The following is a 13,775-nucleotide window of genomic DNA, read 5'->3' as shown; positions in this document are numbered from 1 at the left end:
ATGAACACTAAAGTAAGCCTTATAAAGCTGGGATAACTAAAAATGAAAATTGATTTAGCAACGTTTTTACCTTATCAATTAACGAATGTAGCAACACGTGTAAGTAATGACTTTGCCGAGGTTTATCAAACTAAATACGGTTTAAATATTCCGCAGTGGCGAATACTTGCTAATTTAGCGCAGTATGGTCAGAGCAACGCAAAGGATTTATGCACGCAAGCAAATATGGACAAGTCGACAGTGTCGCGTGCGGTAAAAGTTTTAATAGATAAAGGTTTAGTGAAAAGTGAGTTAAATGCACAAGATAAACGCGCGGCCTTACTTGTACTGAGCAAAGCAGGGCAAAACTTATATGAGCAAATAGCACCCGATGCACTGAATTGGGAAAAACAATTACTGAATACTTTAACCAACGAAGAATACGAAGTGTTAGTGGGTATTTTTGAAAAGTTAAATAACAAATTAAAGGCATAAAAAAGCCCACCAAAGTGGGCTTTTAAAAGATGTTTTAGGTTACAGTTCTAAATTAGAAATCGTATTTAATACCTACACGAAGTTCCCAAAGTGAAGGATTAACTTCTATGCTATCTCCAGCAGGTTTATTAAAGTTATTGTAGACATATTTCCCATCAACAATATCTGCTGTCACAGCACTTTGAAGTGAAGAACCACTTTCAAGAACGCCCCAATCATCATTGAGCATGTTTCCAATGTTAGCAATAGTGAAGTAAGCTGCGCCCTTGTGGCCATCTTTAAAACCAGCAAACTCTTGTTCTACTTTTAAGTCAAAAGTAACCCACCATGCGCCATCAATGCTATTTCGGTCAAGTATCTCACCACGGCTAAGGCCTTCATTACCGATCCATTCATTAAATCCATCTAGGTCAAAATCTGGTCCGTAAGTTACTAGGCTATCATCAACGTTTGGAATGTACAGTAACTGACGAGCATTATCATTATATCCAAAAGTGAAATTATTTTCATTTTCGAATGAGTAAGAATACGGCGATGTTTTCGATGCTTGGCCAAATAAGTTAAATTTAGTGTCATAACCGTCAAATAGCTCATAGCTATAAGCTAATGACATCGTGAAGCGATGTGGAATCTCATAATTTGATGTAGCAACACCTGGGTTTTCTGAGTCAGAAACAGCAATCCCATGGTAATTAGAGAATGCCACAGAGCTAGTCATTGGATGTACGTCTTTAGACTCTGTATAAGCATATGAAAGAGATAGATCAATTCCATTATCAAACGATTTACTCATACCAAATGATAATATATGAGAGTATGCATCGTCACCATCAACGTTTGTTAACAGGAAGTCTGAACCACCATTATAAATAGGGCGTCCATCAGGTGCCGTTCCAGTTTGTTCATATGCTAAATTTTGAACAATCGCTGAGTTTCTCTTATCAGTGTATAAATAATCTACGTTAAATACATAGTTATCTTCAGTGATATAGGTACCACCTAATGAAAACTTCCACTCTGATGGAATTTCAAAATCAGGGTCAGTAACATTTACATCAGCATCTGCACCACCTAGTCCAACTGTGTCATATAAACTTTGAGGAATATCATAACCAGGTAAACCACTACCATTGAATGGTACAGCATCAGCTCCAAGAATTTGCATGTTTCTTTGATTTACTTGTACGTTGCGCACGCCATCATTAGAATAGCTGTTAGAAATCCATACATTTGGATTTCCACCTGAGTACAGGCCAATACCACCACGCAGCTCTAACTGGTCATTGTAAATCCAGTTAACGCCTAAACGAGGTTGCAATAAATCAACTCCATCGAGATTTTGACTATTTGAATAACCATAGCGGTCTTCAAAATTTTGGTTGAATGTTGGAGTATCATCACTTGTATACCAGTCATAACGAAGACCAACAGTAAATGTTACATCGTAGTCAACTAAATCAAACTTATCTTGAGCATATAATGTATTTAAAGCGTATTTAAACTCACCAGCAGCATCATCTGGATTTTGGCTTGCAGCATTACCATAGTAAACGCGTGCGACACCATTTTCAAAATCATCGATCGAACTGAAACGGTATTCACCTTGGCTATGCTGAACAAATAAGTTGAAAACATCTAATTCTTCACGTTCGTAACCAAACGAAAGTTCATGTTCTTCTAGGTAATAAGTACCGGCAAGTTTAAGCGATAAGTTATCGTAATTAAGTTTGTTTGATTGACGTGAATCATCCGGGCCAAGGTAAACAGTTACATCACCAGTGTTGATTTGAAATTCACCAAAGCCTGATGCTGCATCAATAGAGTTTTGACGATTATCAAGCTTTGAGTATCCTACACGGATTTCAGTAGAAAAATTATCAGTCCAATCAGAGTAGAATGAAGTTACATAAGACTCTAACTTTGCACCACGTTCATAGAAATGGTTAGACAGAGCTAAACTCTCTGAACCAGTGTCTGATTGTGAAATTGCAAAGCCATCATTGTAATTGTATATAAAGCTTGCTCGATGGGAATCATTAATATTCCAATCTAACTTCACTAAGATTTTTTCATCTTCAACAGGCATACTTGGGATTAAAGAACCTGGATCGTATGCATAGTTATCAATCGCTATTTGTGTTACTCGATCAATAGTCGCTTGATCTATACGACCATTTACAAAAGGTGAGTACTCAAAAATCTCTGCGCCTTCTAATTTTTCGTATGATGTAAATAGGAATAACTTATCTTCTATAAGAGGAAGACCTACATTAAAGCCATAACGTTTTTCTGAGTAATCGCCTAGATCCTGCTTATTACCTTTAATTGAATCTCCAGACATAGAGTCATTAGTGTAATCATAGAAGAAACCACCAGTAAGTTCATTTGTACCAGATTTAGTTACTGCATTGATGTTACATGATGTAAAGCCACCGTACTGAACATCAAATGGAGCAAGCTCTACTGCAACTTGAGCGATAGAATCAAAAGAAAAAGGGATTCTTTCTGTAGGGTAACCACTTGAATTTAAACCAAAGTTATCGTTCATGCGAACGCCATCAAGGGTTAGGCTGTTAAATCGAGGGTTACCACCACCACAATTAATCGCGCCAGCATTTGTTTCGTCAATGTAAATACGAGGGTCTGCTCGGATTATATCTTTTAAATCGCGATTGATGGCTGGTTTGTTTTCTAAATCACTTAATGAAAATGTTGACGCAGGGCCTGTACCACCAGATTGAGAACTAATAGGTGCACCTGTTACAACAATTTGCTCCATTTGTTCTGAACTCAAAGCAACAGTAACTGGATAGGTTTGACCTAGTGTTAAATAAATATTTTCAAGCTCAGTATCTTGAAATTTATCTGAGTCTACAATTATTTTGTATGGACCACCAACACGTAACCCTTTAGTTGAAAAGCTACCTGCTTCATTCACTGTTGTCGTTTTTGTTGAACCTGATGGGACGTGTATAACTGTAATTTTAGTGCCGGCCGCAGGACTACCATTTGGCCCTGTAATTTGACCTTTTACAGATGATGACGTTTCGTTAGCCACTGCAGCGCCACTTACACCAACACATGCTGCAATAGCAAGTGAAAGAGCTGTTTTGCGTAATTGAGTTTTCATTTAATTTTCCCGTGTAGTTATTAATTAAATTTTTATATTTTTATTTTAAAATTTTTCAAAATAAACAGTTGAAGTTCATTTATTCAAAATCCGTTACTAGTGTACCTTATTTATTCGTTACAAATAAAATACAACTGCAATATATTTTTAATGAATAGTACTATTTTTGTCTATTTGAGTGTTTTTTTTGAGCAATAACTCTATATCGGGGTATATATTACGTGGGCTTTATGACAAACATGTGAAATTGGGGTGTGAAAAAAAAACCCATTACAATTTTGCAATGGGTTTTGTTAACAAATAACTTAATGTGTTATTACTTACCTATTAAGACTTAAAACTTGTAGCTAATACCAACTTTAGCCTGCCAAGCTGATGAGCTAGTTTGGTATTGACTGTAGTTACGAACGTCAGCACCATTAAATTTGCCATCAATTATATAACGACCTTCATCATCTAACCCACCAAAATCATAAACAGCTTGGTCAGAGAAACCTAAGCGTTTTTCAACACCCCAATCACTGTTTAGTAAGTTTGCGAAGTTATCAACCATGAAGTAAACCTCACCGCTGTGACCTTCAGCAAAACCTGGGATTTCTTGTTTGATACTTACATCCATCGTAGTAACCCAAGGTTGAGTACCTGAGTTACGGCCTAAAATTTCACCACGTTCTGAGATACCAGCACGATTTAGAAGCGTTTCTAATTCATTCCAAGATAAGCCAGACTCATCCCAATTTACATTTGGATCATCAGCGCCAGTTGGAATGTAAGCTAGGTAAGCTGAGCTTGAGTAAAAGTCGCGTGTGTCACCTAAGTCACTATCTTGATACATGCCCATAGTGTAGCTAAATGGACGGCCAGAGCGGCGCTCAAAATACACGTTAAACTTAGTTGCATAGCCACTGAAAAATTCAGTGTTATACGCTAGGTTTATTTTAAAGCTGTGCTCTACTTCGTATGAACCACGATCTGCAAAGTCTTCATTGCGGTTACGTGTAATGTTGTATTGGTAGTTACTTTGAGCACGAGAAGATGAACCCGATGAGGCCTCAGTTACGTCTTGGTGTGCATAACTTGCAGAAACATACAGGCCATTTTCAAATTCTTTTGCAATGCCGGTAGAGATAATGATTGAACGTCCATCGTCAGATGAATTAGTCATTGCAATATCAAAGTTATCAGCAAGGTCGCCAGTATAAATACTTTCGTTAATTACACGCTCACCATCAGCAGCAACACCAATTGGGTTTAAAGCAGTGTTATGCCATACAGCTTCGTTTTCTTTTTTATGGTAAGCAATTTCTGCTTGCCATTTGAAGCCTTCGCCAAGTAGTTCTGAGTCAAACTCGTATTCAAAACCAACTTGAGCTCTTATGCTCGATGGAAGCTCAAAATCAGGGTCAACATAGTTTGTGCTACCGGCACCTTGGACTAACGTGTTTTTAATAGCGTCAGGTACTTGCGTAATATCGGCTTGGTTATTGGCGTAATAATCATTAATAGCGCTTTGAGGTGCTTCAACAAATGTAATACCGTCATTTTGGAAAGAGTTATTGTACCAAACGTTTGGAATACCACCTTGGAATCGACCTATACCACCATTAATGGTTAATGCTTCAGTTGCATAATATTTAAAGCCAATACGCGGTAAAATTATATCTAAACCATCAAGATTCTCTTGATTGCTAAAGCCGTAAGTATTTAAAAATTTTTCGTTTAAAGTTGGTTTATCGTCTGATGATAAACGCTCATAACGAACGCCTGCTGTTACTTCTAAATCATCACCAACATAAAAAGTATCTTCGATATAAAGTGCTAACTGGTTACGTGTCGCATCGTATGCAGTGTCATTTGGGTTATTTGTGTACGCGTTACTGTAAGAAAAGTCGTATGTACCTCTAAAGTTACCCACTTCACGGTTTGCAAAACCTTCGAAGTCATCAAACTCCCAAGAACCTAATGAGTTAGATGCAAATAAGTTATATAAATTTAGCGATTCATACTGCATACCAAAGTTAATTTCGTGCTCATCCATTAAGTAAGTGGCATCGAAAGTAAGCGTTAAGTTTTCAGTCGATGAGCTATTTGCATGGCGGAATTCATCTGTACCAAACTCATAAGCTGGACCACGGAAGTATTCTTCAACTTTCACAAAGCCAATATCAGAGTTAGTCAAGCTTCTTGATGATACATCTTTGTAAGCGATACCAATTTCAGTTGAGAAGTTTTCATTCCAGTCTGAATATAATTTTGTCGCAAAATTATTGAATTTAGTAGCGTAAGTATAACGGCTTGACGCTAAGCTTACTGTACTACCGCCTGTGCCGACATTTGTTTCGTCTTTATCGTCTTGCCATTGGTAAGTGAAATCTAAACGATGATCATCATTAATATTCCAACTTAATTTAACAAGCAATGATTCGTTTGTATCTTTAGGGTCACCACCGAGAGAATCGGTTAAGCCGTATTCATTATTTAAAATATTAATAAATTGGTTGTAGCTTTCTTCTGTTACATCATATTCATTCGTTGCACCAGAGCCTTCAAAACCGTAATCTAAATCAAGTTCACTTGTCCATTTGTTGTAGTTAACAAAGTAAAACAAAGTATCGTCGATTAACGGGCCGCCAACATTAAAGCCATAACGTTTCTCAGTTTGAATTGGTTCTACCTGATCAATAACGTATGTACGGTGTCCATCTTCATCTAAAACCGGGCTACCATCAGCATATACTTGAGAAATACTATCTACATCACCTGCAATATCTGGCGTAGATATTTCATAAAAGCCAGAAAATTTAAACTCATTAGTACCTGATTTTGTTACTGCATTAATGGTACCGCCACCAAAGTTACCTTTAGAGGCTGAGAACGGAGATACATCAACAGAAATTTGCTCAATTGCATCAAGTGCTACAGGTGGTTGCGAAGTAGGGTAGCCACCGTAACTTAAACCAAAGTCATCATTTTGGCCAATACCGTCAACAGTTAAGCCGTTGGTACGCGGGTTACTACCTGCAAACGTTAGCTCACCACTACCATTAATGCTGGCGAGTGGATTTAAACGCGCAATATCTTTAATGTCGCGGTTAAAGCTTGGCATATTTTCAATAGTGTCAGAGCCAAATGTACTGCTAGAGCCACCTGATTGTTGAACAATTTTATAACCAGACACTTCAATCTTTTCGATATTTAGCGGAGCAAGCTGCGAGCTTAAACGGTAAGTTTCACCCAGATTTAGATAGATATTTTCAACAGTTGTATCGTTAAATTTATCAGAATCGATGATAACCATGTAAGGACCACCTACACGTAAGCCATTAGCGATAAACGTACCACTTTCGTTTGTAGTTAGCTCGCTAATAGTTCCCGTTGGTTGGTGAACTACTTTAATTTTAACGTTTGCAGCACTGCCACCTGAAGGCGTCGTAATCTTACCACGCATTGCAGATGAAGTATCAGCAGCCATTGCGCTTGTAGAAATACCTAGAGCTAAAATTACCGCTCCAGTTAATTTCGAAAGGCGAAGCTTAGTCATAATGTTGATTTCCCGTGTTATTAATGTCAAATTTATAGTTTTAAAAATACTTATAAGAACCAAGCTAATGGGCCTTATTAAGTTTTGCAGTATTTAAATTATGTATTGCTTTTTAAGCATATTTCTTTGATTTTACTTTTCTAGTATTACATTAATATGAAATACATCTAGTTAGTTTGCTTCTTTTCAAAAGCTAAAGCTGTTTCTAACTCTTTTGCAGAAGGGTCAAATAAGGCGTTTAATAGTCCAGCTAGTCGAATACCCGCTTGTTGTAGGCGTGTTTTTACAATTGGAGTGTTGTTATAAATGTAGCTGTACCCAACTTCGTCGTTGGTGTACTTATAAATTTTTGTTGCTAAATTGTGTGATTCTTCAACCCAAGTTTTAGGTGAGCTTTGTAAATACTCAGCAATTAATTCGCTGTTATTTGTATCAATAAATTGAGCGTATTCAGTAAACGACAAGTTCTCGTTCTCAACTAACTTTGTATCCCAAAGGCTGTGAAGATTTGTTTCTTCGTTAAAAAATGAAACCTTAATACGGTTACCACCTCTGTCTTCACCTCGACCGGCATGAAAGGGTTGATGACTGTCGCCTACTAAATGCACTAAAAAACGCAAACTGAACTGCTTAGCATCTAAGGTGCTATTTTTATCAGTGAGTGTTTGCATTGAATAGTGAATGCCCTCGAGGATATTACTTACAGATTCTTTGTTTTTAGTATGATCGTGATTGAAGCTGAAAGATTTTCCTGGGGCTGCGTTAATGTAATGCCAACGAGATGATTTCTTTTGCCAAAAGTCGCCAGGAGCAGAGCGCATTTCATCAGGCCAGGTTGATATTTGCGCAAGTGACTCACCATCTAAATAAGGTTTAATTGCTGCTTTAGTAGTTTCGCTTATATGAGATTGTGCAATCTGCCCTACAATACGGTGGCCATTTTGACCCCAAGCGTGTGAGTTAGTGCTTGTGAATATCGCACTAATCAAAAGCGCAGAAGATATCGAGTACTTTATATTGTTATGCATTAAAACTTCCTAAATGAATATTTCATGGGGTTGCTATAAGCTAATGCGGTCAATTGTCCTCATTTTTAATGTTGATAGGAAGGACTTATTAAAATTCATAATTTCTTATTCAATTACCTTTAAAATCAGTCTCTTATATTTAATAGGTAAAATTACTTGTTGTAATAGGTAAGCGAAATTGTTCAAATACACTATATCGTCTATTTTTGGGTGGCATTGCTTTGAATTATAAAAATATTGTGTTGCACAAAATGTTAATTGTTACATTTTTGTTTCTATTGTTGGTCGTTACGTGGGTTTGCGGTCAAGTTAGTGTATACAATGATGATTTACATTTTCCGGTTATGATCGAAACCTCAACAGAGTGTCAAACAACTGCTACAAGTAATAAAGACCAATTAATTGTTTTTACACAATCAAAAAAAATAGCCAAGTTATTAACACAAAAGTTATGCTCTGATAACGTAGTAGCTAAGCAATATGGCTCGGTAAAAGGGTATTGGGGATATAGAACGGCAGATAGCTTTGAGTTTGTTGGTAAAGGAATTGCTGACCTAATTTTGGCTAAAAGTAATATTATGGCTGCATTTAAAGCGGAGTCGACCTATAACTACCAACCCGTAGTTGGTTTTTCTGACTACACGGCTTTTTTTATATCTTCTAAAGAAAAACCTCGAATTACTAAACAATATTTTTTAGATAAACGCATAGGTTTGCTTGATTATCCTACCAGCCGATCAGGGCATATTTTACCAAAGCAAATGTTTAAAGAACTGGATATAAATTTAGCTAATTTGAAAATCACTTATGCTAGTTCTCATAACGAATTACGCGATTTACTCGCCGACGGAAAAGTAGATATTATTGCTTCGTTTTGGAAAGAGAGTGACGAAAAACGTTTTTCAAAAAACTATATTACGCCTTTAAGTAATAATATTACTGGAACAAGATGGTATTTAAAAATGCAGCAAAATAATACTGATTTATTATGTGCAGTACAGGCAAATTTGCTTGATATGTCTAAAGATCAAAGTTTGCATTATTATCAAAATGCACAATCGTTTTGGAGTTGCGGTACTAGCTCAGTAAACTTAAAAGAGGAAGTTAGTGATGAGTAAATATAAACAACTACTTGTTTTACTATGCTTATTTTTAACTTTATCTTCTGTGTTTTATATTTCTGTAATTCAAAAAAGCCAGCAAGTAACTAAACAAAAAATAACGCAGATAGAAAGGCAAATAGCACTCGACTTACCATTACTTGATTTATCAAATGAGCTGCTAAAGCATTCGGGGAATAAAGATGCGGTTAATAGCTACATTAAAACCTTAAATAGCTACATTAATTCGAACGATCTTAAAGTTGTTGCTATTGCACCAAAAGGCGAAATGCTAGTACCTGTAAACTTACACCAAATAACACGTAGTTTGAGCACTAATAACGGACCTGTATTAGTTGTATTTAACGTTCAGCAAACCCACTTTACATTAAGCCATTTTATTTACTATTTTATATTTTTAGTATTAAGTGTGTTGATTAGTTTTTGGGTAAAATTTGCGTTTATTAAACAAAGTAATAAGCAGTTTAATAATGCGCAGCATCAGTCAATTACAGAGCCTACGCCGCTGATGCTTATAGTTGACCTTAACGATAAAACACTATCAAGTAGTTGTAGTGCAGAGCAAAAAGTGGGTTTAGCCAATAAGCCATTATGCTTTTATTTAGCACTTGTAGAGTATTGTACAAATAACGATGATGTAGCGCTTAGTCATAATAAAGATGTACCAGAGGAGCTTCTAGAGCTCGCTAACAAGTATTTTTATAGGTTGGTAGAGCTTGGTCATACGGTTAGAAAAAGGCCTAATTTTAATAATAGCCTAGAAAAAACCTTGAGTGAGATACGTGCGGCATTAGATGAAGTACTTAGCGAGTGTCCTGAAGAAAAAGAGTTATATTACCCACCTAAAGCCTATGGAGAAGGCTCTCGTTCTCGTTTGCATAGTTATGGGCTGGCAAATATTAAAAAAGGTAATATTGAAATAAGAGGAAAGTAACTAGATTACTTTCCTCTTATTCTTAGAGGTTATTTAGGGGTAAACTCAGCCGCTTTGAGAGGGCTATTTTTTGAAATAAAGTCTTGAAGTGCTTTAGCATCTGTTTCGTCTGTACTTACAAAGCCTTTTTTATTTGTAAGTGCAGGATAACCATCACCGCCTGATGCGTTATAGCTATTTAGACTCATTCTGTATGTTTTATTTTTATTAAGCGGTTCGCCATTGATCAAAACATTAACCAACTGATTATTTTTACGCTCAAACGATATTTTATGGTATTGCAAATAAGCACCAGCATCCGGTGGGAAGCTCGTTACTGTATTTAAGTAATCCCATAAATCAATGCCTTGCCAATCCATATAAGTAATGCGGTTTTTAAAAGGATGTACTTTTAAAATATCTTTATAGCTTACTTTACCAGCCTCTATTGAGCTGCGAATACCACCGCCACTTATTAATCCAAAGTCTGCATTTACTACATCCATTTGAGCTTGAATAATTACACGTGCAAGGTTTGTTTGTTGGTAACGAACTTTGTTTCTGTCACCTTCTAAGCGAGCATCTACTTCACCAATGGTACCTTCAATTTGTTTAGCGCCTTTAGCTTGGTATACCGCTAAATAAGATTCAAGTTTAGGGTCTGGTTTAATGTACTCGTTTGCTAATACTGCTTTAGTAGAGCCATCAGCTTGAACTTTATCTACATACAAATTAACAGGCATGAGTTTGTAGTCTAGTAACGTTAATTTTCCGTTTTCAAGCTTAAACTCAGCTTTACCAACATACTTACCCCATTCATGGGCTTGCATAATGTAAGTACCGTTTTGCTGGTCTGGCTTACAGGCAAGGCCAGGTTTAAAGTTATCGTCATTTACATTTGTATCACTCATACACACAGGTTCTTGTGAGTGACCGCCAATGATCATATCAAGTGTGTTTGCAGGAAGTGAGCGAGCAAGTGTTACGTCACCTGGTGCATTAATGCCAAAGCTAGCATCAACATAATGACCCATATGAGTCAGCGCAATGGTAATGTCAGGGTTGTACTTAGCTTTTATTTCTTTAGCTAGTTCTGCAGTAACGTCAACAGGGTCTTTAAACTCTAAGTGGCCAATATACTGAGGATTACCAATTTTAGCTGTGTCTGTTGTTGTTAATCCAATAACAGCAATAGTTAAGCCATTTTTTTTGAATATTTTATAGCTATCAAACGCATGTTCGCCTGATTCTTTTTCAAATATATTGGCTGATAGAAAAGGAAAGTTCACCCATTTTTGCTGTTGTTTCAAAACATCAATAGGGTTATCGAATTCGTGATTACCTAATGCCATTGCATCATAACCAATCAGCGACATACCTTTAAAGTCAGGTTCTGCTTTTTGTAAATCTGACTCAGGAATACCGGTATTAATGTCACCACCAGAGAGAAGTAAAACGGCATGACCTTGCTTTTGGGCGTCATTACGTAAAGAGTCAATTAACGTTTTGCGAGCGGCCATACCGTATTCGCCTTTTTCGTTTTGCCAAAAACGGCCGTGATTATCATTAGTATGAAGAACAGTTAAATATTCAGTAGGAGTACTGTTAGAGGTTGATTCAGGAGCAGGAGATGTACATCCAAGTACACTAAAAATAATCGAAAATAAAATAATTATACGCATAAAATACCTATGGATTAAGGTCTACTTAATTTATCAAGCGGGTAGTTTAAACTAGTTTTATGCTAAAAAAACGTACTTATTGACATTTTATTTAGAAGGTACAGTTAATCGATTTGTGGCGGCACTTTCGCGACGCTTTAACTCTGCATCCGCATATTCCCGCTTAGTATGGTTTATACCTACCATCCACGTTAAAAAGCTCGCCGGTAGTTTTGTGTATGGTTCACCTTTGTGTAAACCAAAGTCGCAAATTGTTTGTTTAGTGTGTGGCATTGTTAGATCCTGTTGTTTGTGTTTTTTTAAGGTAACAAATAAGTGACCACACTTTTAAGATGATTTAATTTTAAATAGTTAGATTTATATAGCAAAAAAGAATATAAATAATGGCATATGTAATTAATTTGTTATCAACACGGTCTTAATTGTATCAACTCACACTTTAGAATCGATTTTAGTCGCCGATGGCATTAATGTGTTAACGCATTAACTAATTATTTAAAAAATATAACAACAGGAATAAAACATGAAAAAACTTTTACTTGGCTCAGCATTTGCTGCAGCAAGTTTTACAAGCACCGCTACTATAGTTGAAATGAACACGAGCCAAGGTGTCATAGAGATTAACTTGTTTGATCAACAAACCCCCAAAACAGTCGCAAATTTTTTAAGTTACGTTCAAGACGATTCATATAACGAAACAGTAATTCACCGCTCTGTTAGTAACTTTGTTATTCAAGGTGGTGGATTTACATTTTCTGATTCGCTAGATGCGATTACTACAAAGCCTGCTGTAGAAAATGAGCCCGTTTTTTCTAATGTTAAGGGCACCATTGCGATGGCTAAATTATCGGGTGATGCTAATAGCGCAACAAGTCAGTGGTTTTTTAATATTACAGACAATAGTGCAGCACTTGATACGCAAAATGGTGGCTTTACTGTGTTTGGACAAATTACTGCAGCAAGCCAATCAACCTTAGATAAAATTGCTGCTTTAGTGCATTGTGGTGATACACCGGTGGTTGGTATTACCACTGAGCAATGCTCAAGCAGTGATGTAGCAATTAGTAGTGCTAATTTGGTAACTATTCAAAGTGTAACTGTTATGGATGATGATCCTAATTCAGCCGTAGGCCTTACTGTTACTGAAAATACGTTAATTGATTCTGACACATCAACAGATTCTAGCAGCAGTTCTGGCGGCGGGTTAATTTGGCTTTTAGGTGCTTTTTTACTTGCGGTACCTCGTTTAAAACGTGCTAAATAATTAAAATTAACGTTAATGTGGATGGCCTAAACCAGCCGTCCACATTACTATTATTAAACTTTGCTATTTAAAATAGTACTCGCCAAACCATTGCTAGCCAAATTGAAAACACACAAACACAACCCAGTAAAAACACTTTAAAACGTGCGCGTACGTTGTTTTCACCTAAATGAATAACGCTATGCACAATACGTGTTGCTACAAATAAACAGGCCAGTATTGCCACAAGTGTACTGGCGCTATTTAGTTGCAGTGCAAGTAAACACCCCGCGTAAAAAAGCACTGGTATTTCAAACTGATTTGAAAAGTTTCTATCTGCCACCCTAATAGTGTCGCCAGCCTTATCTAACTGCATTGTTTTAAAATCACTTAAATCTAGTTGTTTATTTTTAGCTGCGGCAAAGCGCCTTTTACCCATAATGAGCATGACAACCAGTGAAAGCGTAACTTGTGCAAACATGGCAAGTATGATGATTTTTTCCATTGTTTTTCCTTATTATTTAGAATTTGCGTATTTTTTGATATTGAATGATTTTTAGTCTCGCAAGGTTGGCAGACTCCCAACTAATATCCAATTATGAAGACATTTTTCACAATGTGTTACACAAAATAGCGTTATTTT

10 protein-coding genes are annotated in these 13,775 nt (G+C 36.5%); 4 read left to right on the top strand and 6 right to left on the bottom strand.

Features of this window, described 5'->3' with window-relative positions; genetic code table 11:
• Positions 1-42 precede the first annotated feature (42 nt).
• Positions 43-474, top strand: coding sequence for a MarR family winged helix-turn-helix transcriptional regulator (locus H5118_RS00275; protein ID WP_024591817.1), 432 nt, complete (start codon positions 43-45; stop codon positions 472-474).
• Between the two features lie 52 nt (positions 475-526).
• On the opposite strand, the gene H5118_RS00270 is transcribed toward H5118_RS00275, so the two are convergent.
• From H5118_RS00270 to H5118_RS00260, 3 genes are all read right to left on the bottom strand, one after another.
• Positions 527-3,604, bottom strand: coding sequence for a TonB-dependent receptor (locus H5118_RS00270; RefSeq protein WP_182692414.1), 3,078 nt, complete (start codon positions 3,602-3,604; stop codon positions 527-529).
• A 334-nt stretch (positions 3,605-3,938) separates the two neighbouring features.
• Positions 3,939-7,145, bottom strand: coding sequence for a TonB-dependent receptor (locus tag H5118_RS00265; protein WP_182747298.1), 3,207 nt, complete (start codon positions 7,143-7,145; stop codon positions 3,939-3,941).
• A gap of 167 nt (positions 7,146-7,312) precedes the next feature.
• A complete protein-coding gene (locus H5118_RS00260; RefSeq protein WP_138490386.1) occupies positions 7,313-8,173 on the bottom strand; it encodes a S1/P1 nuclease in 861 nt (286 codons plus the stop codon).
• A 251-nt stretch (positions 8,174-8,424) separates the two neighbouring features.
• On the opposite strand from H5118_RS00260, the gene H5118_RS00255 reads away from it, so the two are divergent.
• Together H5118_RS00255 and H5118_RS00250 are read left to right on the top strand one after the other, a co-directional pair.
• Positions 8,425-9,291, top strand: a complete 867-nt coding sequence (locus tag H5118_RS00255; RefSeq protein ID WP_084324632.1) for a hypothetical protein — start codon at positions 8,425-8,427, stop codon at positions 9,289-9,291.
• Positions 9,284-10,228: a hypothetical protein gene (locus H5118_RS00250; protein WP_182693133.1), complete on the top strand. Its 945-nt coding sequence runs from the start codon at positions 9,284-9,286 to the stop codon at positions 10,226-10,228. The genes H5118_RS00255 and H5118_RS00250 overlap by 8 nt, the downstream gene beginning before the upstream one ends.
• A 29-nt stretch (positions 10,229-10,257) precedes the next feature.
• Here H5118_RS00250 and ushA read toward each other — a convergent pair whose 3' ends face one another.
• Both ushA and H5118_RS00240 read right to left on the bottom strand, forming a co-directional pair.
• On the bottom strand, positions 10,258-11,889 hold the full coding sequence (gene ushA, locus H5118_RS00245; RefSeq protein ID WP_182747297.1) for a bifunctional UDP-sugar hydrolase/5'-nucleotidase UshA: 1,632 nt from the start codon (positions 11,887-11,889) through the stop codon (positions 10,258-10,260).
• An 87-nt stretch (positions 11,890-11,976) separates the two neighbouring features.
• Positions 11,977-12,162 carry a hypothetical protein gene (locus tag H5118_RS00240; protein WP_024594581.1) on the bottom strand — a complete coding sequence of 62 codons (186 nt, stop codon included), beginning with the start codon at positions 12,160-12,162 and terminating at the stop codon, positions 11,977-11,979.
• 250 nt (positions 12,163-12,412) lie between these two features.
• Here H5118_RS00240 and H5118_RS00235 point away from each other — a divergent pair, with 250 nt between their 5' ends.
• Positions 12,413-13,153: a peptidylprolyl isomerase gene (locus tag H5118_RS00235; protein ID WP_182747296.1), complete on the top strand. Its 741-nt coding sequence runs from the start codon at positions 12,413-12,415 to the stop codon at positions 13,151-13,153.
• A 67-nt stretch (positions 13,154-13,220) separates the two neighbouring features.
• On the opposite strand, the gene H5118_RS00230 is transcribed toward H5118_RS00235, so the two are convergent.
• Positions 13,221-13,637, bottom strand: a complete 417-nt coding sequence (locus H5118_RS00230; protein ID WP_024594583.1) for an MAPEG family protein — start codon at positions 13,635-13,637, stop codon at positions 13,221-13,223.
• Positions 13,638-13,775 lie beyond the last annotated feature (138 nt).

The sequence above is a fragment of the Pseudoalteromonas sp. SR41-1 genome (assembly GCF_014164015.1).
GTDB lineage: Bacteria > Pseudomonadota > Gammaproteobacteria > Enterobacterales > Alteromonadaceae > Pseudoalteromonas > Pseudoalteromonas distincta.
This window is presented reverse-complemented; position numbering and strand designations above follow the sequence as displayed.

Coding starts and splice junctions, on each gene's coding strand:
- H5118_RS00275 (WP_024591817.1), top strand. CDS start 43: ATGAAAATTGATTTAGCAACGTTTTTACCTTATCAATTAACGAATGTA.
- H5118_RS00270 (WP_182692414.1), bottom strand. CDS start 3,604: ATGAAAACTCAATTACGCAAAACAGCTCTTTCACTTGCTATTGCAGCA.
- H5118_RS00265 (WP_182747298.1), bottom strand. CDS start 7,145: ATGACTAAGCTTCGCCTTTCGAAATTAACTGGAGCGGTAATTTTAGCT.
- H5118_RS00260 (WP_138490386.1), bottom strand. CDS start 8,173: ATGCATAACAATATAAAGTACTCGATATCTTCTGCGCTTTTGATTAGT.
- H5118_RS00255 (WP_084324632.1), top strand. CDS start 8,425: ATGTTAATTGTTACATTTTTGTTTCTATTGTTGGTCGTTACGTGGGTT.
- H5118_RS00250 (WP_182693133.1), top strand. CDS start 9,284: ATGAGTAAATATAAACAACTACTTGTTTTACTATGCTTATTTTTAACT.
- ushA (WP_182747297.1), bottom strand. CDS start 11,889: ATGCGTATAATTATTTTATTTTCGATTATTTTTAGTGTACTTGGATGT.
- H5118_RS00240 (WP_024594581.1), bottom strand. CDS start 12,162: ATGCCACACACTAAACAAACAATTTGCGACTTTGGTTTACACAAAGGT.
- H5118_RS00235 (WP_182747296.1), top strand. CDS start 12,413: ATGAAAAAACTTTTACTTGGCTCAGCATTTGCTGCAGCAAGTTTTACA.
- H5118_RS00230 (WP_024594583.1), bottom strand. CDS start 13,637: ATGGAAAAAATCATCATACTTGCCATGTTTGCACAAGTTACGCTTTCA.